At 60.4% G+C, this 23287-nt stretch carries 15 protein-coding genes and 2 pseudogenes; 3 read left to right on the forward strand and 14 right to left on the reverse strand.

Annotated elements, in window-relative coordinates:
* Window positions 1-94 precede the first annotated feature (94 nt).
* The 3 genes and pseudogenes from NKJ91_RS21320 to NKJ91_RS21330 form a co-directional block, all read right to left on the reverse strand.
* Window positions 95-1177 carry a hypothetical protein gene (locus NKJ91_RS21320; protein ID WP_352457156.1) on the reverse strand — a complete coding sequence of 361 codons (1083 nt, stop codon included), beginning with the start codon at window positions 1175-1177 and terminating at the stop codon, window positions 95-97.
* A 94-nt stretch (window positions 1178-1271) separates the two neighbouring features.
* Window positions 1272-1937, reverse strand: coding sequence for a DUF3450 domain-containing protein (locus tag NKJ91_RS21325; protein ID WP_352457157.1), 666 nt, complete (start codon window positions 1935-1937; stop codon window positions 1272-1274).
* Between the two features lie 612 nt (window positions 1938-2549).
* Window positions 2550-2695 (reverse strand): annotated as a pseudogene (locus NKJ91_RS21330) (IS110 family transposase); the annotation flags it as partial.
* Between the two features lie 176 nt (window positions 2696-2871).
* On the opposite strand from NKJ91_RS21330, the gene NKJ91_RS21335 reads away from it, so the two are divergent.
* Window positions 2872-5829, forward strand: coding sequence for a trifunctional glycosyltransferase/class I SAM-dependent methyltransferase/polysaccharide deacetylase (locus NKJ91_RS21335; RefSeq protein WP_352457158.1), 2958 nt, complete (start codon window positions 2872-2874; stop codon window positions 5827-5829).
* Window positions 5830-5914: 85 nt separating this feature from the next.
* Here NKJ91_RS21335 and NKJ91_RS21340 read toward each other — a convergent pair whose 3' ends face one another.
* On the reverse strand, window positions 5915-6595 hold the full coding sequence (locus NKJ91_RS21340) for a redoxin domain-containing protein (RefSeq protein WP_023675975.1): 681 nt from the start codon (window positions 6593-6595) through the stop codon (window positions 5915-5917).
* A gap of 19 nt (window positions 6596-6614) precedes the next feature.
* Window positions 6615-9914 carry an adenylate/guanylate cyclase domain-containing protein gene (locus NKJ91_RS21345; RefSeq protein ID WP_352457159.1) on the reverse strand — a complete coding sequence of 1100 codons (3300 nt, stop codon included), beginning with the start codon at window positions 9912-9914 and terminating at the stop codon, window positions 6615-6617.
* A gap of 214 nt (window positions 9915-10128) precedes the next feature.
* Between NKJ91_RS21345 and NKJ91_RS21350 the strand changes: the two are divergent.
* Window positions 10129-10357, forward strand: a pseudogene (locus NKJ91_RS21350) (adenylate/guanylate cyclase domain-containing protein); the annotation flags it as partial.
* Between the two features lie 97 nt (window positions 10358-10454).
* On the opposite strand, the gene NKJ91_RS21355 reads toward NKJ91_RS21350, so the two are convergent.
* From NKJ91_RS21355 to NKJ91_RS21365, 3 genes are all read right to left on the reverse strand, one after another.
* Window positions 10455-11804, reverse strand: a complete 1350-nt coding sequence (locus NKJ91_RS21355; RefSeq protein ID WP_352457160.1) for a hypothetical protein — start codon at window positions 11802-11804, stop codon at window positions 10455-10457.
* Between the two features lie 251 nt (window positions 11805-12055).
* The gene (locus NKJ91_RS21360; RefSeq protein WP_352450247.1) at window positions 12056-12580 is read right to left on the reverse strand and encodes a GNAT family N-acetyltransferase; all 525 of its coding nucleotides are present in this window, start codon (window positions 12578-12580) and stop codon (window positions 12056-12058) included.
* A 91-nt stretch (window positions 12581-12671) separates the two neighbouring features.
* Entirely contained in the window at window positions 12672-13478 is an 807-nt protein-coding gene (locus tag NKJ91_RS21365; protein ID WP_352450248.1) for a hypothetical protein, read from the reverse strand.
* Between the two features lie 203 nt (window positions 13479-13681).
* Between NKJ91_RS21365 and NKJ91_RS21370 the strand changes: the two genes are divergently transcribed.
* Window positions 13682-15097 (forward strand): adenylate/guanylate cyclase domain-containing protein, encoded by a 1416-nt coding sequence (locus NKJ91_RS21370; RefSeq protein ID WP_352457161.1) that lies wholly within the window; start codon window positions 13682-13684, stop codon window positions 15095-15097.
* Between the two features lie 37 nt (window positions 15098-15134).
* On the opposite strand, the gene NKJ91_RS21375 is transcribed toward NKJ91_RS21370, so the two are convergent.
* The 6 genes from NKJ91_RS21375 to NKJ91_RS21400 all read right to left on the reverse strand — a co-directional run bounded on the left by NKJ91_RS21375 (window position 15135) and on the right by NKJ91_RS21400 (window position 23282).
* Window positions 15135-15614: a class I SAM-dependent methyltransferase gene (locus NKJ91_RS21375; RefSeq protein ID WP_352457162.1), complete on the reverse strand. Its 480-nt coding sequence runs from the start codon at window positions 15612-15614 to the stop codon at window positions 15135-15137.
* 208 nt (window positions 15615-15822) lie between these two features.
* Complete coding sequence (locus NKJ91_RS21380; protein ID WP_352457163.1) at window positions 15823-17004, reverse strand: ABC transporter permease; 1182 nt, start codon at window positions 17002-17004, stop codon at window positions 15823-15825.
* Complete coding sequence (locus NKJ91_RS21385) at window positions 17001-17999, reverse strand: ABC transporter permease (RefSeq protein ID WP_352457164.1); 999 nt, start codon at window positions 17997-17999, stop codon at window positions 17001-17003. The genes NKJ91_RS21380 and NKJ91_RS21385 overlap by 4 nt, the downstream gene beginning before the upstream one ends.
* A gap of 2 nt (window positions 18000-18001) precedes the next feature.
* On the reverse strand, window positions 18002-19900 hold the full coding sequence (locus NKJ91_RS21390; RefSeq protein WP_023675965.1) for an ABC transporter substrate-binding protein: 1899 nt from the start codon (window positions 19898-19900) through the stop codon (window positions 18002-18004).
* Entirely contained in the window at window positions 19897-21792 is a 1896-nt protein-coding gene (locus tag NKJ91_RS21395; RefSeq protein ID WP_352457165.1) for an ABC transporter ATP-binding protein, read from the reverse strand. Before NKJ91_RS21395 ends, NKJ91_RS21390 begins: the two co-directional genes overlap by 4 nt.
* A 149-nt stretch (window positions 21793-21941) precedes the next feature.
* Window positions 21942-23282 carry an adenylate/guanylate cyclase domain-containing protein gene (locus NKJ91_RS21400; protein ID WP_023675963.1) on the reverse strand — a complete coding sequence of 447 codons (1341 nt, stop codon included), beginning with the start codon at window positions 23280-23282 and terminating at the stop codon, window positions 21942-21944.
* Window positions 23283-23287 lie beyond the last annotated feature (5 nt).

Here is a 23287-nt window from a genome sequence, read left to right on the forward strand (position 1 = left end):
CCTCGCTTCCGCAGAAGCCTGGATATACGTCGCTCACATTCGCCTGCTCACCCGCAGGCTCGCAAGAAGTTGATATCAAAACACTCTTTTTGATTCAGGCTCTCAGGCCGGCAATATAGAATTGGCCATCGCGCACCTTTTGTTCGGCAACGATGATGCCCGGCTGGGTCCCCAGTCGCGACACATAGGCCTGCCAGCGCTGCCCGGATTGCCAGGAAAGAAAGAACCAACCGCCTGCCGGAATCAAAACCAGCAGGATTGCAGCGACTACCAGCCACGGAAATCCCTGGTTTGATTCCTCCTGCTTCAGTTCAACGCAGGTCTGCAACTGCGTCTCTACGCCGGCCAACTGCGAACTGTCGCCGTCAAACTGCTCTAGAGCCTGTGAGCATTCATCATGGATGCCAAGCAATACATCGCGAATTATTTCATGTAATTCCTCCGGCGGATTTCCCCGGATCACCGCAACCAAGGTCGCAAACGGTCCAACTTCCGACCAGAGACGAAGCTCTCCGAAACGAATAGTGTCCAGGCCACTCTGTTCTTTCTCGTTAAATGAGTCTTTTACAAAATCTTGAATTGCACTAAGCATAGACGAAATGAGTTGAGGATCTTCGCTAGTTGCATTATCGGCAGTTACATGCGCTATCAAAAGCCCGGAATTGCGATTGATGAGAAACACATGTTCCACACGATAGACAAGAGAATGCTTAAGAACAACTTCTGAGAAGCTTGCACCTGTTCTCCAAGCTTCAAATCTCCACTTGAGCCCATGCCAGGTAAATATATGTCTTAAAGTTTCATTCAGCGATTGAAAGGTCTGGTCGATCTTTTCGCCGATCGACTTGCGAATAGCCGGCAGAAACACCGGGTACAATATATCCGTCAGCGTACGCGGGCTCTTCTGGATGGACCGTTGCACGGCCCTCTCGACAGCTGGCGCAAGGGCCTCTCCGAGTTGCGCATGAGGCGCACGTGCGGCTGCACTGGGGAGAACGCTCCCCACTGCAGCCGCAAGCTGCTCGGGTTCGTCGAGCAGGTGCGTAACTCGTGAAAGCTCCGAAATTTCGCGGCCGACCAGCAACTGGCGCAGCGTTTCCATGCGAGGGTCGGCGGTTGGGATTCCGTCGAGACGCGCACGATAGTCCGGATCAACGTTCCGGGCAATTTCGATCAAAAGGCGAGCCAGAGCCTCGCGATCAATCTCTGTATCGTTCGAAGCTGCTCTTTGAGGGAGGCTGATTGGGTCGACAGTCGACGTCAAGTTCCGATCAACTCACTTTCCAGGTACGCTCCGCGTTGTTCTTGCTGCCGACGGGATCCTGATTTAGACATTTTGCAACCTCGACAAACAGGCCAGCCAAAAGATTTCGGTCGGTCTTGACATTGCCAAGATCGGAAAACATTTTCTCCATCAGCATCTGAATGCTTTCATTCTTTTGCTTGATTTCCTCACGCAGCAAATGATCGTTTCGATTTATCCGGTCCGCAACTTCCCGCTCAAGCTCGCTCAACTGATCCGACAACGCGCGCACCTGCTTTTCGAGCGCCTGATTTTGCTCGCGAAGATTCCGGTCAATCTCCTTATCGGCGTCGGCTCGCGCGTCTTTTTCGTTCCGCAATTGCGCCGCAAGCGAGTCGACCTGCTTCTTTGCATTTGACTCGTACATTTCAAGATTGCGCTTGGCCTCGGATTCGACATCCTTGAAGCGCTGCAAGACCCGTTCTTCAAGCTTGGAAAAGCGGCGGTCATAGTCCTGCATCTGGTTGCCGAACAGCAGATCACGTATCTTGTCGACACCTACAGCGTCGCCGGGGGCCCCGCTCTCGCGAGCCTGGCCCGCCATGAAGGTCAGCCCGCTTCCGTCTGCATTACTTATCAGATTTGCGTCCGCTTTATTTGCTGAAGAAGCGGTATTCGAAGATTCCTTGGCCATCTTTATGCCCCCTTCTTTGAACAATTGCCACAGTGCACCACTCAGAAACCAGCAAGCATGCCAGCAAAATTCCCGGCTCGCAAGCCGGAATCTTCTTGGCTTAAGCCAATTCGTGCCTCCCTTTTACATCTCTTGGACTAGCAGCAAATGCACGAGTTCCGATTGATGTCGCTCTCGCATCTCTTTGTGATAGCAGCCACAACCGGCTAATCTAATCGATCATTGGACGCAATCTACTATCGAAATGAGTAATACAATGTCAGGCTATAGCTACTGGAGCGCAATTAAGTAGCGCAGACTCATTAGAAGTGTCTAAAGTAGCTGGTCTGGCGGTGCACGTACCGTCTCGCACCCGACTGTATACTGCGACGATCAGCTTCCGATGCGGGCCCAACGGTAGAAGGAAGGTCTTCTTTCGCACGGAGAATGGCTGTTCGAGAATGCACCTCGGAATCGAGGCGTTTCGGTCGATAGGAGGGGAGCGACAGTCCCAATAACTCCAGTCATTCACACCAAAGCTTCAGTGGGCGGCATTTGTTGCGCCCCCAATTGCAAAAGACGTCAGGTTGCCATAGCTATTGCACTCATACGGTGCCCGGGACCGCCGCCTGTGGTCATGGCGCCGACCCAGGGGATCGACATGAGTATGCGGCATGCTTGGCTTTGACGTGCATCTGCGACAGCTGGCGCCCAAGCTCGGCGGCACGGATGCGAATGCTGCGCCAGGCTTCCAACTTCGGTAGCACGACAGGAGCAAGCTCGCTCTGCAGCCAAATGGCGGCGTCGCGGCGGCTCGGAAGAGTTCGCAGGAGACTGTTTGGACGCGGCGTCCCTGAGGACCGTTTCCTTTGGCAGGAAATCGCCGGCTATGTTTCGGGACTCTTGTTCTACCTTCGAACCAACGCGCGGGTTACACGGCGTGGCGTATAATCCCATGGTTTCAATCGTGGTTCCTGCGCACAACGCGGAGGTAACGCTGGCGCGCGCACTCGATTGCCTTCTCGATCAGGAAATAGTGGATTGGGAGGCGATCATCGTCGACGACGCCTCCACGGACCGCACCCCCGCGATCATCGCCGGTTATGTGGAGCACGATGCCCGGTTTCGGACGTTGAGCTCTTGCGCGTATAGCGCCGCTGGCGCGCGCAATAGCGGGATGTCGATAGCGCGCGGCCACTGGCTCATGTTTCTGGATGCGGACGATTGGGTGGATGCCAGCTTCCTTGCCAAAATGCTGGCCGCACTTGAAGCCGCGCCCGATGCGGTCGCCGCCTATTGCGGTTCCCGGCGCGTGATGCCCGATGGCGAACTCACTCAGTCGAGCATCGCGACGGAGGTTGCGATCCAGCCCTTCGAAACATTCGCGCGCCGGTGCGCGATCCGCACTCACGCGCTGCTCGTCGACCGGAAGACAATTGCCGAGTTGGGCGGCTTCGATGTGTCGCTGCGTACCTGCGAGGACTGGGATCTGTGGCAGCGCCTCGCACGTCTAGGCAAAAATTGGGTGATGGTCGACGAGCCGCTCGCTTTCTATCGGGTCAGCCCCAACTCGCTCAGCCGCAATTCGGCGCAGATGCTGGCAGATGCGGAAATCGTGATCGCCCGCGGCTTTTCCGCCGATCCCAGGGTCAAACACCCGGCATCGGCTCACGCCAATGGAGCGATCGAGGCGAACGGCCGCACCGCTTCAGAAGCACTCGCGTGGTTCGCGTTGTGGAACGCCGCATCGGATTGCGGCTGCGGCTCGCGCTCGATCAACCCGCAGTCCCTGCGCGCGCTCCCGGCAGGACGTAAGTGGGCGCGTGAGATCGCCAAGGTGGCCGTCGATGGCCTTATGGTAGGAAGCCTGTCGGTGCCCGCGCAATTGGCTGCCAGGTGGGACAGGTTCGGCGGCTCCCTCACCGAGTTGATCATCGAACTCGGCAAGGTCTGGAATAATCCCGACGCGGCTCGCCGCGTGCAGTATCACTTTGAGCAAATGCTGCTCGATGTCGACGATCTTGCCGCGCCGCGCAGGCTGGCGCGGACACTTGGAATTCGTGTCGACGCGCGAAATCCGGCCTCGATCGAAGTGCCGGAAGGAATCGATCAAATCTATGCCCATCTGATGATGGATGGCCAGATCGAGGCTCTCGTGCAGTTCGGCGTACTCGGGAGAGTGACAAGGCGTCATTGGATTGAATTGATCCTGAATTTCGTGCCCCCTGAGCGGCCGATGCACAGTGCCGCGCGACTTGCGAGGCGATCGCCTGTAGATGCACCGCAAAAGGGCGCCGGTGCCGACAAGTCAAACATGTTTGCAGCCGAGGCATTGTTGTCCATGGCGGGACGCCGGTCTGATCGGGACAGCCATTTCGGCAAACTCGCGGGATTGGCCGCGGAAGCGCAGGCGCTGGTTCGGTCGAGCGCCGAAACTAAAGAGCCTTTTACAGCGCCGCGCCGTGCACGGGCCGCGGATGGGCGCGACAATGATCGCACATCTTTCTGGAATCGCCATTTCGCGACCGAGGATCCCTGGAACTACGGTTCGCCCTATGAGCAGGAAAAATATGAGCGGCAGCTCGAAATTCTGCCTGCCGGTCCCATCGGACGGGCGCTTGAGCTGGCCTGCGCGGAGGGCCACTTCACGCGGCAGCTGGCGCCGCGCGTGGGCCATTTGACCGCAACTGACATCTCCGCCGTAGCCGTCGGACGGGCGCGCGCGCGATGCAGCGATCAGCCGAATGTTGAGTTCGGCGTACTGGATTTCTCTGCGGACACGCTGCCGGGCGAAATGGATCTGATCGTGTGTTCGGAAGTGCTCTACTACCTGGATGATCTCGCCGATGTGCGGCGCATCGCCAAAAAACTCATTGAAGCGTTGGCGCCTGGCGGCAGTTTCATCAGCGCACACGCATTCGTGCTACGAGACAATGTTGGAAGGACGGGCTTCGACTGGAACACATTCGGTGCACAAGCGATCTCAGAGACGCTGGCAGCGACCGACGGCCTCGTCCTCGAGCAATCGATCCAGACCGAGCTCTACCGCATAGACCGCTTCCGCCGCTTGTCACCAGGCGACGTGGCGACGGAACCGATGGTAGATCATGTGCCAATCCGCGCACCCGTTGAAATCGGGGTCGCGCGAAATATCGTCTGGGGCGGGGCGCGGGCCTTGCGCCGCGACGTGGCACGTAGCGAGCGGCGGCAGCGTATCCCCGTCCTCATGTATCACAGCGTCGCCGATGAAGGTCCGGCCGCGCTCGCCCGTTTTCGGCTCGCGCCCGCCGCATTCGCCAGCCAAATGGCATGGCTGCGCGCCAATGGCTTTCACGCGATTAGGTCCGAGCAGCTGGAATGGTTCATCGTCAACCGTCAGCCTTTCGTTGGCCGCCCAGTGCTCATCACGTTCGATGACGGCTTCCAGAACTTTGCCGACCATGCCTGGCCGGCCTTGCGCACGAACGACCTGACCGCGGAAGTGTTCCTGGTGACGGACCTGGTGGGCGAAAGTGCACAATGGGACGCCTACAGCGGCCCGCCGACGCAGCTTATGGACGCCGGGACGGTGCGACGCCTCGCCGGCCAAGGTGCGTTCTTCGGAAGCCATCTGGCGACGCATCGCGCGATCGATGGTCTGTCGAGCTCTGACTTGGCCGCCGAGCTCCTGCGCTCTCGTATGTTCATCGAACGATGGACCGGTCGGCCAACCACGGCGTTCGCGGCACCCTTCTCTGTCACCGACCGACGGCTTGGCAGGCTAGCCAAGGAGTGCGGCTATCGAATCGGCTTCGGCGGCAGACACGGGCCGGCGGACCTCGATTGCGATCCCATCGACCTTCCGCGCATCGAGATTCGCGGAGATCACTCGCTCGATGACTTTGTTGGCAAAGTCGAGGCCGTGCTCGCATGAACGGTGAACTTGTCAGTATCTAGATTTGTCACAAATTGGTTCCGTTTTTTATTCCGTGTCCCGCCCGCTTACCTCGTTCGCAAGTCTATTGGGCGACTTGGGATACGGCTGACATCAGCTCCTGCGGGCTTGGCGCCCCAAACATGTATCGCCCACCCTCTGGAACCTCCGTGAAGCTCCAGCGGACGATCCCCTGCCGGTCCAGCAGGAACTGACCGACCAATTGTCCGTGTCCTGTTGCTAGCATCTGCTCGTCGGCTTCGGTCAGCTCGTAATGGTCCCTCTTGTTGAGGATTTCGCTGGCCGCAAGAGGATCCATAGGACCGGGCAACTCGCCTGGTATGTCGACCCGCATATCCTTTGCCGCTGCCATCGAGACCTTGTACGGCCAGTTCGTCTCGTTTTGGGTGAATTCGAGATTGGGCAGTCCAAAAGCACGATGTGAAGCGCGTTCAGGATCGGAGGCCGCAAGCAGATTCGGCATCGGATGGTAGCGGAAATAGAGACGCGCCCGTTCGATCGGCGTGTTGACCACCGTCAGGCTCTCCACGCCCTTTTCGCGCAGCTCCGGATCAAGCCGCGCCTGGGCGGCGATATGGCGCCGGCAAAACGCGCAATGCAGACCTCGAAACAGGCCGACCAGCACCGGTTTTTGGCCGCGAAAATCGTCAAGCGCGATCTTGCCTTCCTGGGTAATGGCGTCGAGTACCACGTTTGGCGCACGATCGCCCGGTTGAAGCGGCACCAAGTCACTACGCGCGGACATTTCCAACCTCCAACCCCGGCTAGTCGAGAAAAGGCAGCACCACAAGCGCTTCCGGGTCGAGCCCGTGCTGGGCGCATATACCCTGCGCCAGGGAAAAGTAGCGTTCGGCCTCGGCCAGATTGTCGAGGTCGAGATTAAGCGTTGCGAGACCATCATAACACGGAAACAGCAGTTGGGGTTCGCCCGTTTCGCGAGCTACGTCCAGTGCTTCGTGGAACAACCCAACCGCCAGGTCCGGACGGCCGTTGCACTGGTGGATCTGCCCAAGCACGATCAACGGCACCGGCAGGTGCTCGCGCTGGTCGAGCGCCCGGTCGATCTCGATGGCCTTCTCGGCAGCAGGCACGCCCTCCGTTGGACAGCGATCCGTGAAAGTACAACAAGCGACCGCCAGATTGGCGAGGAGGCGCGCCTGGAAACCCAAATCACCAATACGGCGCGCCACTTCAAGACCGCGTCGACAGACCTCCATCGCCTTTGCGGGATCGATGGTCGTGTAGAGCACGCCGAGATTGGTGTAGCCGCGGCAGGCCGCGCCCAGCAGACCGGCGGCTTCGGCCAATTCAATGCTACGCTCAACCTGACGCACGGCCTCACGGTTTCGCCCAAGGCGAGCCAGCGCGACAGCCTTGGTATTGAGTGCCTCGGCGGTCACAAGAGTGGCATCACACCTTACCTCGGAGACATGCTCCGTTGTCAGTGTGCCTACGCAATCCAGCGCCGCGTCTGCCCATTTTGCCGCGAGAGCGTGATCTCCGCTACGGAACGCCTGTCGGCCACGTTCTTGCCACAGATGCGCCTGCTCGATCGGGGCATCCGCTCCATCGAGGAGCGCTGCCGCCTCAGCATAGCGGGGTTCTGCCTTGTCCCGCTTGCCGACATCCCAGAGTAGCCGACCGATCTTACGCAAAACTCGCGCCGAGGCGACGCGATTGGCCGACTCGCGGTATGCCTGCAACACCGTCTCGTAGTGGTGGTGCGCGATCTCGCGGCGGCCTGCCGGGCCGCTCAAATCGGCAATGCGCTCTGCAATTGCCAGTTTGAGCGGTGTTTGCCCGATCGCGCCCAACGCAGTCAGTGCTCGCTCGTAGAAACGAAGGGCGTCGTCATTGGCATATATCATGCGAGCGCGATCGCCTGCCGCCTGCAGGTAATGCGCGCCCTTCGCCCGCTCGGCGCTCTGTGCGAAATGATGACCGAGCACGGTCAAATCCTCGAGCCGTTCCGGCTCGTCGCCGCACAGTTGCTCCAAGGCAGCACCGATCCGCCCGTGGATTTCGGTCCGGCGTTGCAGGAGCAGATTCTGGTAGATCACGTCCTGCAGCAATGTTTGCGTAAATCGGTAGCTTTGAGACGAGACCGAGCCTGATCCGGCAACTTCCTCGATGATTTCCGCATCGCAAAGCAGTTCGCAGCCGGCTTCGAGCCGGCCGGGGTCGGCTGTCACGGTTTTCAGAAGTGTGGCATCGAAGCGCGGGCCGATTACCGCGGCCTCCTGGGCCAACCGGCGCACCTCTTGGGGCAGCCGGTCGACGCGGGCAAGCAACATTGCCTGGATAGTGGCGGGGATGCCGGTTGCGACTTCGCCTGCCACAGTCCGCCATCGCTGGCCGTCTCGCATCAGTACACCGCGATCGATAAGGCCGCGAACGATTTCCTCTACAAAAAGGGGGTTGCCGCCCGCGCGCTCGAGGATCTGGTCGAGAAGCCCTCCCGCGGAGCTTACCCAGCTCTCGCCGAAAAGCGCTGCCAGCAGGCTGCGTCCGTCATCATTGTTGAGTGGCGGAAGCCTGAGCGCTGTGTGACTGACCCGACTTGAGTCGAGCTGGTCGTTGTCCGGCGCCGGACGATGCGTGACCAGCAACATCAACCGCGTGCGTTCCAACCTGTCCATCACGAAACGTAGTGCCTCGAGCGACACGGCGTCGGCCCAGTGCAGGTCTTCGACGACAATCAATAACGGCGACAACGCAAGCCGCCGTTCGATGATTGTGCGGACTGCGTAGAGAATTTGCCGCCGCAGCTGCTCGGGCTCGACATGCTGCAAGGTGGCATCGGGGTCGCCAAGGCCAAGCACATGGTAGAGCAAAGGCATCAGCCGCTTCGCCTCCTCGCCCTGCAGGCCGAGATCGGCAAGCAAGCCTGCGAGCTTTCCCCGCATTTCGTCGCCATTGTCGTTTTGCATCATCCCGGCAGCGCTGCGCACCACTGCGCCCAAGGCGCCAAAAGATTGTTCACCCAGCGGTGAGCACGTGGCCTGCCGCACGGCGACGTTGCGAAAACGCTCCTCGTCGCCGACGCGGGCGACGAACTCCTTCACCAGCCGCGATTTCCCGATGCCGGCTTCTCCGACGAGGCGGACAAGTTGGGCCGAGCCGCCGCACGCCTGGTCAAGGCTCGCCATCATTCTATTGAGCTCCGCACCACGACCTATTAGCGGCGCACTGAGGCCGAGCGCCTCGAGCCCGCGCGCTGCACGCGGCACCGCTAGCGGTGCGTCCAGTCGATGAACGAGCACGCTGCCAGCCTTGCCGCGAAACACGACATCACCCAGCGACTCGTAAGAAAAGGCATGCCGGGTCAGCCTGTGAGTGAGCTCGCCTACCAGCACCTCACCCGGTGCGGCCAGCGATTGCAGGCGTTGCGCCGTATTCACTGTGTCGCCGGTCACGGAATAGGATCTGGCGGTGCCGATGCCCAATCCGCCAGTAACGACCGGACCAGTGTTTATGCCGATGTGGAGTAACAGAGGCGAGCCGGAGTGGGGGGTGCTTTCGCCGAGCCGCGCCGTCCGGGCGATCATGTCGAGAGCGGCGCGAAGCGCACGTTCCGGATCGTCCTCATGCGCGACCGGCGCACCGAACAAAGCGAGCAGTGCATCGCCGATGAATTTGTCGACGAAACCACCAAAGTTTCGTACGGCCGCCGTCAATTCCTTGAATAGTTTGTTCTGCAGCGCTTGCATGACCTCGGGGTCGAGCTGCTCGCTGAGTGTCGTAAAGCCGCAAAGGTCGGCGAACAGGACCGTTACCGTCCGGCGATCGGCGTCAGAGACGGGATGCAGCCCTTCTTCGCTTTCCATGTTCGAAAGCAGCGACGGAGTTCGAGAGGGCGGCACAATGGTCCGGCTTGGTGCCGGAGCAGGCCGTTCGACGGCTTTTGCGGGCGCACCGACGCTTGCCCCACATTTCGGACAGAACTCGAAATCAGGTGCGCAGGTGTAGCCGCAACTGGCGCATGGCACGGGCTGGCGCCTGCCACACCTCGGACAGAAGGCGTAACCGCCCTCAATCTCGAAACCGCAGCCCGAGCAGTCCATCGAACAAGACCTCACTAGTGGCCGTGACGGCGTGATCTCGCCCGCACTTCACGGCCAGGCTATTCACAAGGATGCACTGATAGTCGTCGACGGGCAAGCGGCAGCGAGCGATCCGTGTGGGTCCGGTGGCAGAGCGCTGCCCATTCGGGCGGCTGCGTGGCCGTCGTCTGCGAAAGTTCCCTCTTACCCTCCGTCTTCCTGCTATCATGAAGATGAGGAGGCCGTTGACCTCTTGATGCAACGGGCTGACTCGCAACGCTGTCACCGACGTCTCGCGTGCTTCCGGCCCGCAGCTACGGCCATCTGGGCCGTTTCGCCGAAGCCCGCGCGGCATGGCAGGAGGCGCTTCGCGTCAATCCCGACTATTCGTTGGAATACCGTCGCAAAGTCTTGCCCTACAAGAACCGGTCGATTTCGAACACGTGGTGGATGGGCTCCGCAAGGGGCGGTGCGGTGCAATGACAGGTGAGGCCTATGCGGCCGGATCAGACGCCAGAGGCTCCCCGATAGATCGCCGTGGCTTGCGGTTGCGAATTAGGCTCAGGTCGGCTTGATCTCTGCCTGGCCGATCTTGCGCCATCTGGCGTTTTCGCGAACCAGTTTCAGGTCGTCGGTCGTCTCGGCAAATGTCCGCAATCGGTATTGCCGGAGCAGGTCCGGGAAGAGCGCTCCTTCCGGCAGGCCGGCAAGCTGCTCGCGGACTGAGATCTTTTCATCGATGACCCGCATGCCCCAGGCATTTTCCCGAACCTGCAGCTCCGCAGCCAGATCGCGCTCTTCCGGCGCGTTTTCGTCTAGCACGGCCAGAAGGATCGAGTGGAAAAGCGCTACATAGCCAATCTGTCTCAGGCCCCCCACGACCCGCACGCGCGGCAATATGGCAAGGACGAGGAACGTCAGGAACAAGTTCGGCAGCAGCACGCCGTCCAGCAGCGCCTGCCTGAGATACGGCCGCTCGAACGGGATGGAAAGACCTTGCGGCCTGTCGGGCTCGATCAGGTGCCCGTTCTCGAGAACGAGCTTGCGCACGCGCTCCTCGCGGATGCCCCAGAAATAGTCCGTGGCATTGGGCAGGAATCTGCCAAATGGGCTCGATGCGGCCTCTTGCCAGGCATGTTCGAGACGCTGGCGTCTTGCGGGTTCAATGAGCAGCCTGGAAAGAAGGCTGCCGTCATATTCCAGATGCCGCGCCATGGCAGCCGCGGCGGCCCGATCATCGATGAAAACCGGCAGGGCCATGCCGGCACGATCCCAATTGGCGACCAGATCCTGGTTCAGGGCAGTCAGCGCATCGGCGGCGGTTTCAAACACCTTGTCCTGGCTGGCAAGCAGTGTGCCCAGCCAGCGGCTGGCATCCGTTTCATCGCCCACCGCTTCGAGCGCGCGCTTGTTGAGGGAGACGGGACCGGCCACGCAGGCGCTTTTGCGGCACAGTTTGTGGCGCCCCATGCCAAACAGGTTGACCTTGTCGTCGCCGACATCGAGCCATCCCGGCCCCTCCCGGCCAACTGTCTCCATGGTCATCGTCGTTCCCATGAAGCCGACGAAGGCCGACAGCCCGTTTTCGACTGCGCCGAGCCAGGCAAGCAGGAGGGCATCGAAGGTGATCCGGTCCATCAGAAGCAGGCAGTGCAGGCCGGACTGAATCACCGGTCTGTGCTCGAACTCGTCGAGGGCTTTGCCGATCTCGTCAGGCTGCATGATCATACCGAGGCGCTGATGCAGGACTTCGCGCAGGATCGAGCGGGCAGCGATCGCCGGGCCCGATGCAGGCCTTGCCACCGGCCGCCAAAGATGGCGGGCGTAGTCGGAAACCGGTGCATTCCAGTTCTGCTCGATGTCGCGCACGACCTCCGGGCAGAGCAGCGACAGCACAGTCAGAATTTCCACCGGAGGCGTAGGGGTAGGGGAAGGGGTAGGATCAAAGACGGCGGTCATTGGTCCCGTCTAGCCGCTTGCGGTGCAAACGCCAAGCGAGACCAGACTTGCTGGATGCGGCCGGCCCACACATAGATCGTCAACTCGATTAAGATGGCGTGAGACGAAATGGCCGTATCCTACGCAGCTCTCCATGAGCAATCACCTGTTCGCTCGGCACGAATTGTCAGACTGGCTAAACAGCTAACGCCAAACAGCGGATCTTAGAACCGCAGCCGGGCCATGCTCAGGAGGTCGTGGTACTGCCCGTCGGTAAAGCCGGCCTTCACATGCCGGCCTTCGACCTCAAAGCCGTGGCTTTTGTAGAGACGGAGAGCCGCTTCGTTGTCGGCATAGACGGTCAATTCGACCCGCTTCAGGGCGCGCCAGTTGTCGGCCACGTCAAGCAGCGCGCCAAGTATGGCAGAGCCGATACCTTTGCCGACAAAGGCATCGTCAAGGCCAATATTGATCTCGCCGATATGCGAACGGCGCGGTGAACCCTGCACGACCAGGCTGCCATGGCCGACGACCTTGCCGTCCAGCTCGGCAACGATCCAGGTGGTTTCCTGGCCGGACTTGGCAATGCGCCGCGCCACCTGCTCCACCATCTCGAAAGGCATCCTGAGCGTGCCCCAGCGGAAGCCCGGCATGTTGAAGATAGCGCAAAGCGCCTCCGCATCGCTTGGCCGGACGGACCGGAGCAGCGGCTCGATTTTCTCGGAGGGTGGCGAGGTCGTGCTGGTCATGGCGTTCCCGGCGAAGGCAATCGGCCCGGTACGATGCACCGGACGCCACCTGAAAATCCAGCCGTCTCTGACCTATGATGCCGATTGCGAGCTAAAAATACCGGGAGGCAGCGTAGAGTTTGAAGACGCCGCTGATGCCTATCCAGCCGAAAAGGGCGAGCCAGCACAATGTCACGGTCGCCGTCCAGTCGATCCGGTGCACCGCAGCGTTGGTGATGACGACGCCGAGGATGGCAAGCAGGCCAACCAGAAACTGCGCCAACCCGAGCACCAGCAGTTCCTCGCGCGGCGCGCTTCTCCAGACGAGATATATACCGCCCGCACCGGCGAGGAAGATGGCGCTGTAGACCTGAGCGTGGAAGGCATCGATCGGCCATGGCCAGATGCCACTGAATGTCAGGGGAAACAGCAACAGGCCGACGCCATAGAGCCCAAGGATCGCGGATTCCGCCGGCATGTAGCCGCGCCATGCGGGATTTAAGGTCACGCCTTTTGCAGAAGGACGGGCCCTGGCCCGCCACAGGGACAGCCCGGATACCGCGACCGAAGCAAGATAGACCAAAAACCACAGCCAGGGCGCTTTGCGCTCGAAGTTGAAATAGCCGAGATTGATGAACGAAGCCACCGACACGATGACGGTGAAGATGAAGGCCATGACGAGCACGAGCCTGCCGGGCGACCAGCGATTCCAGACCAGCAGCGCCGCCATCACGACCATTTCGGCGGTGTAGAAGCCACCGAGGAAGCGCGCATTGAACGGCGTGACGGCCCAAGGCCAGCCCGGTTTCACCAGCGCAGGCATGAAAAACAGGCCGGCGCCTACGATCAGGACGATGATGACCACCGCAGAAAAAAGGCGCAGGGCCGCGGGAAATGGCGGATTGTCGGATGTCGGCATGGGAGAAAATCCCAAAGATGAATGCGCCATGGACCATCATAGTGCTGCTTGCGGCCGGTTAAAATCCGCCGAATGGAAATTGAACGGTCACCAGGCTATCCATTCGAATGGCCGTACGGTCCGTTTCGAAGTAAGATGGAGCACTCGGACCAAAGACCGGTCCGGTCAAAACGCCTCGGGGTGCATTTTCCGGAGCCTGCACGATGAACGAAGCTCAGGATCTGTTCTCACTTCTGCGACAATCGGCCGATGTCGATCCGCAGGCGATCGACGCGATCAAGCGAACCATCGCGGAGGGCGAGGACCGCGAACTTTGCCGCATCAATGCGCCAGCCTTCGCCAGCAAGCATGGCCTCGACGAGGAGCGCGCAATAAGCGCCTTTCTCCATGCGGCGCGGGTGGGCATCTTCGACATTTCCTGGAATGTTCTGTGCCCCGGCTGCGGCGGCGTGCTCGACACCAACGCCACGCTGAAAACCCTGCAAAAGGACGAATACACCTGCGCGCTGTGCTCCGAGGGCTATTCACCGACCCTCGACGAGATGGTCGAGGTGACATTCACCGTCAGTCCCCGCGTGCGCAGGATTGCCGCCCACAATCCACACGAACTGCCGGTGGCGGAATATTTCCGCCAAATCTACTGGGCGTCCGGCGTCGATCTGCCGGAAGAGGATTTCGCGAAAAAGCTGGAAGCGTTCTCGCTGGAGGATATCGAGCTTGCGCCCGGTGAAAAGGCGGTTCTGCCCATACAGCTTCCGTCCGAATTCATCATCGTCTTCGAGCCGGTCACCCATTCAGCGCAGTTCATCGACGGGAAGGGCGAACCAACAAAGGAGCGCCGGAGCCTCTCTTTGGCCTTCGACCGCGACCATGTCCAGAACCAGACGCTGGAGATGCAGCCCGGCCCGTTGCGCATTTCGCTGGAAAACCGGACTGACACCCGCGTGCTGCCGACGGTCTTCATCGCCGGCCAGGCATTGCATGATTTCCTGGGAAAACGCCGGCCCTTCCTGACCGCCAAGCGCCTGCTCACCAACCAGACGTTCCGCGATCTCTATCGCACGGATACACTCGACATCAACCAGCGCCTGAAGATCACCAGCCTGACGTTCCTGTTCACCGACCTGCGCGGATCGACCGAGCTTTACGAGCGGGTGGGCGACCTTTCAGCCTTCGATCTCGTGCGCGAGCATTTCCAGGTTCTGCACGAGATCGTCACGGCGGAGGCAGGCGCGGTGGTGAAGACGATCGGTGATGCGGTGATGGCGACCTTCGCGACGCCTGATCGTGCGATAGCTGCAGCCCTCAGGATGCGCGATGCCATGCGTACGCTCAACGACAAGAGCGGGCGCGAGGATCTGCTGCTCAAGATCGGAGTCCATGCCGGCCCCTGCATCGCCGTGTCTATGAATGAGCGACAGGACTATTTCGGCCAGACGGTCAACATTGCTTCGCGGGTCCAGAACCTTGCCAACGCACAGGCGATCTTCGCCACTCGAGCGGTGGTCGACGACAATCTCACCGCCGATCTCTTGCACAGGAACGCGCTGACGCCCGTGCCCCACGAGGTCTCGCTGCGCGGCATTGACCGGGAGATAGCAGTATACACGATCCCCTGAAGGCTTGGCCCCTGAAGATTTGGCTCGTCCCGGCCCCTCACACGCGCCTACAGATAAAATAACGATCGGCGGGAACCGAAGGTGGCGGCGGGAGGCGTTGCAACTGCGGGTGATCGAGCGGCGTGCCGCTGACCGCGATGCCGCCGACGCGAAGCAGGCGCGCGGTCAGATCGGGAAGCCAGGTAGAGGTCACTGCATCGCGATCTTCATAGCCGGTGCCGATGTCGGCATGAACAAGAGCGGCGTCGATGCCAATGAACCTGCTCGCCGTCTCGCGTATTTCGCCGAGCACGAGGTTTTCAGCTTCGGGAATTGAGCTGGCGTGTGCGGCAAGTGCGCGGTCGAACGCTACGATCCGGCGTCCGGGCAGGCGCTCGCGCAGATGGTGGAACGTCCGGCCATTGCCGAGGCCGAGCTCGAGCACGGGCCCCTCCATCTTCGCCACCTCGGCGCAGACATGATCAAGTATGTCGCGCTGTGCGGTCATCCTCCGGATGAAACTGTCAAGGCGACTCATGTGCGATTGTATGTCCAGAACCAGTTCACGAAATCAACTGCCCCCGACCAGAGCGTTTCGCGGCTGAAACCCGAGGCCGACGTGTTAAACCCCGATCGAGTCTTGCCGCGTGTAGACGCGGACGATGAACACTGCAACAAGCGAACAGTTGCCGACAAGGATCATACCGGGTGGAGTCGGCGGCACTGCGCGCGGCGGAATAGCGCTGTCACTTGTAGGGGTCCGCGGCGTCCCGCAACCCGTCGCCGAGGAAGTTGAACGCCAAGATGACGAGAACGACGGGAAGCATCGGCAAAAGCAGCCATGGATAGAACGCGATCACGCTGACGCTGCGCGCCTCGGTGAGCAGGATGCCCCAGCTGGTTATCGGCGCCCTCAGGCCGAGCCCGAGGAAGCTCAGCGCCGTCTCGCCCAGGATCATGCCGGGTATGGAGATCGTCGCCGTCGCGATCAGATGCGACATGAAGCCGGGAATGAGATGCCGCCCGATGATGCGGCTGCTTCTGGCGCCCATCAATTGCGCGGCCAGAACATAATCCTCCTCGCGCAAGGCTAGAAGCTTTGAACGCACGGCCCGCGCCAGTCCGGTCCAGTCGAGCAGCCCGAGGATGACGGTGATGCCGAAATAGATCAGGATCGGACTCCAGGTTATCGGCATGATCGCCGCCAGAGCCAGCCATAGCGGAATGCTGGGGATCGATTGCAGAACTTCGATTATCCGTTGGACGATCAGGTCGAAGATACCGCCGTGATAGCCGGCCAGTCCGCCAATGACAATGCCGAGCAGGAAGCTGAAACTGATGCCGACGAGGCCGATTGTCAGTGAAATGCGTGCGCCATAGATGATGCGCGAGAGCACATCGCGCCCCAGCCTGTCAGTGCCGGCCAGAAAGAGCTGGCCGTTTTCGGCGGGGCAGACAAAATGCCTGTCACCTTCGATAAGGCCCCAGAACCGGTAACTGTCGCCCTTGCAGAAGAAACGGATCCGCTGAACATCATCCTGTTTCTCGATGTAGTTCCGCTTGAGCGTGTCCATATCCAGCGTCATCTGGCGGCCATAGACGAACGGCCCGACGAACTGGCCGTTGTGGAACAGGTGCACCCGCTGCGGCGGCGAATAGATGTAGTCCATGTTGCGCGTGTGCAGATCGTAGGGCGCCAGGAATTCGCAGATCAGTATCCCGAAATAAAGCGCTGCCAGGAATATGCCGGATACAAGGGCAAGCCTGTGCCGACGGAATTTCCACCACATCAGCCGCAGCTGCGACGCCTGAAAGACCTTCGACTGCTCCGGCGTCATCGCCTCGACCGACTCCAGGTCAAAGGGCGCGATGGAAACGTAGTGTTGCAGCGGGGCGCCCGGAGCGGGCAGCGGCGATTGCGTATTCATTTGGTGCTGCCGCCTTGCAAACGAATTCGCGGATCAAGTAGCGCCAGCGCCAAGTCGGAAATCAGGACGCCGATGACCGTCAGGAAGGCGAGGAACATCAGGAACGACCCTGCCAGATACATGTCCTGGCTTTGCAGCGCCTTGATCAGCATCGGCCCGGTCGTCTCCAAAGACAGCACGATTGCCGTGATTTCGGCGCCGGAGATGATGGCCGGCAGGATAGAGCCGATATCTGAAATGAAGAAATTGAGCGCCATGCGCAGCGGATATTTGACCAGCGCCCTGAAGGGATGAAGGCCTTTGGCGCGCGCGGTCACGACATATTGCTTATGTAGCTCATCGAGCAGATTGGCGCGCAGCCGCCGGATCATGCTTGCCGTGCCCCCGGTGCCGATGATCAAGACCGGAATCCAGAGATGGGCGAGGATCGACTTCGCCTTGGCCCAGCTCATCGCCTCGCCGAGATATTGCTGGTCCATGAGATGGCCGATAGACGTGCCGAACCAGATGTTGGCGAAATACATCAGGATCAGCGCCAGCATGAAGTTCGGAATCGCAAGGCCGAGAAGGCCGAAGAAAGTCAGGCCGTAGTCGCCCCAGCTGTATTGATGCGTGGCGGAGTACATGCCGATCGGAAAGGCGATGAGCCAGGTAAAGATGATCGTGACGAAGGAAACCAGCACCGTCAGCCACATTCGGTCCCCGACGACGTCGCGAACCGGCAGCTCATATTCGAAGGAATAGCCGAAATCGCCGTGCAGCATCCCGCCGACCCAGTAGAAGTAGCGAATGACCGGTGGCTTGTCGAAACCATATTCCTTGCGCATCATCTCGATGCGATCGGAATCCACCGCTTCGCCCTGAGCCCGAAGCTCGGCAACATAGCTGTCGAAATAGTCGCCTGGGGGAAGTTCGATGATCGTGAACACCAGTGCCGATATGACCAGCAGCGTTGGAACCATCACGGCGATGCGCCAGACAAAATATCGAAGCACGCTCAGGACTCTCCAAGCCAGAATGTATCCGGCATATAGACACCGAAATAGGCGGTCGGGTCGTAGCCGTAGAGCGCCTTGTCAGGCAGATTGCGCAGCCGCGAGGATGCCAGAATCGGCTGATGCGTTCCGTTTACCGTGCCGATCGAAAACACCTGATCGGTATAGATCGACAGCATTGAATTCCAGATCTCGGCGCGCTCCGTGGCTTCGGTCGATGCGTTCCAGCGCTTGAGTAAAGCCATCAACTCGACCACGGGCGGAAGATCGGGCGCTTCGCCGACCTTGCCACGGGACAAGTAGTGAGCACCCCAGAGCGGCCATTGCAGCTGGTCATCGACGGTGGGGGCGAGTTGGTAGGGGTTCATGTCGGCGGTCGGCACGCCATTGTCGATGCCCGACCACATCGACATCATGATCTGGCCACCAAGCGCGCGGCTGCGGAAGATGTCGCGCTGCGAAGTCCGGATGAACAGGGCGATGCCGATCTTGCGCCAGTGATCGGTGATGAGCTCGAGCGCGTCGGTTTCCAGCGTGCTTTCGCCGGCCGTTTCCACTACGAGCTGCGCCGGGCGTCCGTCGGGGAGTATCCGCAGGCCGTCATCGTCACGCGCCTGAAGCCCGACCTCGTCGAGCAGGGCATTGGCCTGGTCGGGATCATGGGCGACCCAGGCTTTCGCGAATTCCGGCCGGTAGAGCGGGCTCTCCGGCAGGACCGTATCGGCACTTTCCTGCGCCAATCCGTAGAACACAGCCAAATTGATCTCGCGCCTGTCCACAGCGAGCGAAAGTGCGCGGCGCACGCGCACGTCACGAAAAAGGCCACGCCACACCTGGTCGGCACAATTCAGATTGGGCAGCAGCGCCAGCCGCGAACCTTGTGTGCGTTTCCAGAGATGCATCTTCACTGGGTAGCGCTTCTCCGCATCCTTCAGGAAGGAGTAATCGGTGAAGTCAATTCCCATGCCTTGCAGGTCGCTCTCGCCCGCACCGGTCTTGGCGGAAATGATCGCCGACGAGCTGACATTCATGACAATCCGGTCGACATAAGGCAGTTGCCGGCCATTCTCGTCTATTCGATGAAAGAACGGGTTCCGCTCGAAGACGAACTGCTCAGCCGGCGGCTTGGTCCGGTTCTGCCAGGGATCGAGCGTCGGCAGTTCCGGGTTCTCCGGGCGATACTGCCGCGACATGCGGATATGCAAGAGAGTCCATTTCTGGGCCCGGTTCTCCTTCATTAGGCCGGCGAGCCGGAATGGATCTTGGTATTTCTTGTGGAACTGCTTGAGATAGGCGGCCGGCAGAACAAGCGATAGGGGCGAAGCAGCGGCGAGCTTGGGCAGGAAGTCGGGATTGGGCGCATCCCAACTATAGCGGACCGTCAACGGATCGACGATCTCGAAGCGTGGCGGCTTGCCGTCCGCCAGCAGGGCCGGGGCGAGCCCGCCTTGCGAAAGCTCATCGTTCAGCCAGACATCTTCCCAGCAATAGCGAAAATCCTCCGACGTCAGCAGGCTACCGTCAGACCATTTATGTCCTTCTCGTATCTTGAAAGTGAAGACACGATCATCCGCTACATCGAAACTTTCGAGAATGTCGGCTTGCAGGTTAAGCTTTTCGTCATAGCCGACCAGGCGAGCGTACCCGTAGATTGTCATCATCCGGATGTCTTTCTGGCTGCCGATGATCGTGCGCAGCGTGCCGCCATATTGGCCGGGCTGCCGGCCCATCGCGGCGAGATTCAACGCGCGAGGGCGCTTGGGCAGGCGTTCGGCGAGTGCCGGCAGCGCTCTGGCCTTCAGCTGCGGCTCAAGAAATTCCGGCTCCAGATCGCCGGCGCGCAACGTGCCCGGCAGAAATGCCGAAGCCATGAGTCCAAGGACGGTGCGCCGGCTGATCAATGGCGTAGCTCGCTGAAATCGGCCGAACGTCGGGCCAGCACGAGGTGGCCGCCGCCAAGATCGAGCGGCGACAGCATATCCTCGTCGCCCTCGTCGCGGAATTGCGGTCCCCATGCGCTGGTGTCGGAAGCGCCGCTGAGTTTCAGCGTCTTGAAATCCATCGGCCTGTCGAGATCGGGGAAAGGTACTGCGGCGACCAATGAGCGCGTGTAGGGGTGGACCGGTTTCCTAAGCAGAATTTCGCGCGGCGCGAGCTCGACGATACGCCCGCCGCACATCACCGCGATACGGTCTGCCATGTAGTCCACCACCGCGAGGTTGTGGGATATGAACAGGTAGGTCAGGCCCAGTTCCTTCTGCAGGTCCTTCAGAAGGTTCAGGATCTGCGCCTGGACAGAGACATCGAGTGCCGAAACCGGCTCGTCGCAGATCAGGAGTTCAGGCCCCAGCGCCAACGCGCGCGCGATGCCGATACGCTGACGCTGCCCGCCGGAGAAACTATGCGGATAACGCTTTATGAAGCGCGGGTCGAGCCCGATTGCCTGCATCAGGCTCTTGACCGTGGCGAGTCGGGACGCGGCATTGCCACGTCGATGGATTTCCAGCGGCTCGCTCAAAATGTTCTCCACCGTCATGCGGGGTGAAAGCGACGAAACCGGATCCTGGAATACCATCTGGATTTTCGCGCGCAGCATGCGCAGGGCGTCTCCCTCGGCTTCCAAGACGTCGATCGGACCATCGCGGCCATTGAAGATCACAGAGCCGCCGGTAGGGGTGACAGCCCGCATGAGGATCTTGCTGACGGTGGTTTTGCCGGAGCCGCTTTCGCCGACAAGACCCAGGCACTCACCCCGCCTGATATCAAAGCTCACGCCGTCCACGGCGCGAACAGAGGTTTGATGATCTCCGCCGAACCATCCGGACTTGCGGATCGTGAAGGTCTTTGTCAGATCCCTGACCGACAGCAGGATGTCGTCCGGCCCCTTCGATGCCGGCGCCGTCTGCTTGCCGAGCAGGTTCCCGACATTCACCGGCACCTCGCGGAGCGCCTTTAGCCTTTCGCCGGGCTTCAGGTCGAAATGCGGAACGGCTGCCATCAGGCCCTTCAGGTAAGGGTGGCCCGGCCGGCGGAATATCGCCTCCACAGGTCCCGCTTCCATGATCTCGCCATGGTACATGACCACCACCTCGTCGGCGACGTTGGCGACTACGCCAAGGTCGTGCGTGATCAGCAGCATCGCCATGTTCAGCTTCGTCTGAAGCTCGCGCAGCAATTGCAGGATTTGCGCCTGGATGGTGACGTCCAACGCCGTCGTCGGCTCGTCGGCGATCAACAGCGCGGGCCGGCAGATAAGCGCCATGGCGATCATGGCGCGTTGACGCAATCCTCCCGAAAGTTCAAAGGGATACATGTCATAGGCGCGCTTGGGGTTGGGAAAGCCGACAAGTCCGAGCATTTCCTTGGTCCGCGCCTTGCGCTCCACCCAAGCCATGGGCGTATGAATCTGCAGGGATTCGCTCACCTGATTGCCGATCGTATGCAGCGGCGACAGTGATGTCATCGGCTCCTGAAATATTTTGCCGATGCGGCTGCCTCTCAACGCCCGGATTTCGGGTCCGTCACGCGGCATCTGCAGGATATCCTGCGTCGTGCCGGGCTTTTCAGGATCGGAAAACAGGATACGCCCGCGAACATGGGCTGTGTTCGGCAAAATGCCCATCACTGCCTGGCTAAGAACCGATTTTCCGGAACCGGACTCGCCCACAAGCGCAGTAACCTTGCCGGGCAGGACGCGAAGATTTGCACGCCTGACGGCATGCAACGGTCCCCCTATAATGGCAAAAGAGATGCCAACATCCTCGATCCGCAGCAGATCAACGCCCAAATTCATTCTCACACCAGCCCCCACTCTGGCAGGTCCAGAAGGCGAGACTAGCGCATTGCCAGCCTAGAGCAACTTGGATTCGAACAGTCCCCAGTTCCCTGGCGGAACCGGCGACCGGACTGCATACCAAACGCGTTCGGATCAGATCGTGGCGGTTACTGGAGCTTCCTCGGGTCGCCCGCGGACGGCCGCGCGGCATTGCGATGAAGCAGCATGACCTGCTCGGCGTCCGATATTCGGTCGTAAATCGGCTCCAGCGCACCGTCTTCATCGAGCGAGAGAGCACCCGACAAATCGGGTGAAAGCACCGTTAGCTTCTGCCTGATGCCCGCCAGTTCCTCCATGCCGAGCGCCAGCCAGTTGTTGGCGCCGCAATAGCCGGCGAAGTCTTTGCTGGCGAGAACGCTGTGCGGATATTTCTTGGTCAGGGTCTGGAGACGCTGGACCTCGTTTACAGCCGAGCCGAAGACAGAGAATGTGAGCCGGTCGGTAAGCCCGACATTGCCGAACATCACATTGCCGACATGCAGGCCGATACCATAGTTTATGTCGCTCAATCCCTGCTGCTTTCTGCGCAGATTGAGATCCATCATGCGCGCGGTGGCCTTGTGCGCTGCTGCAAGAGCAGCCTGGCAGGCGATCTCGGACTGTGAACGGTGCCTTGCGCAAGGGTAGACGGCAATGAAGCCATCACCTATGAAACTCATGATCTGCCCGCCCTTGCGATTGAAAGGTGCAGCAGCGGCGTCGAAAAACTGGTTCAGCGTATCGATATAGACTTCGCGGCCGGAGGTTTCGGCAAGTCTTGACGACCCGCGCATGTCGCCCATGACCAGTGCCGCCCGGATTGTATCACCCTCGCCGCGCTTGATCTGGCCGTCGAGCACGCGCCTCCCGGCGTCGCCGCCGAGATAAGTGGTCATCATGTTGTCGGCAAGCTTGGTGAGCACCGCCATCTTGGTTGCGATAGCGAGATGGTTCTGGATGCGCAGCAGCGCCGAAATCATGCTGTCGCTGAAGCCTGCAGCACTGTCGGTGGACCAAGACCCGATCATGCCCTGACTGGTGTTGCCGCTGAAGGGATGGACGAAAGCCATGTAATCGGTGACGCCCATCAGCTTGAGGTCATCGAAAACAGGAAATTCCGACGGCACCGACGGGTCGAGCCGGCGCCGCAGATGGTCGAGCTTGTGGCTGAGCAGATGGTAGTATGGGCTGGTCAGGAATCTGTCGGAATGAACGCCGTTCTCCTTGCGGAAGCCTTCCACTTCCAGGCCCTGGCCGCGGAGCCAGGTGAAGCCGAGCGCGTCATAAAGCGGATGAAGCATCGAAAAGCTCAAATGCACCCGCTTCAACGGCAGGCCGGCAGCAGCCAGCCGTTCACAAAAGCCCCTTACCAATGTTTCCAGGTCGTCGCCCGCCAATGCCGATTGGGTCAGCCAATCGGCAACCTTATCCATGAGAATGGCAGAAATTTCTGCTTGCGCTGTGCTCATGCTAT

It is taken from the genome of Mesorhizobium sp. M0040 (genome assembly GCF_040323505.1).
In the GTDB taxonomy this organism is placed as follows: Bacteria; Pseudomonadota; Alphaproteobacteria; order Rhizobiales; family Rhizobiaceae; genus Mesorhizobium.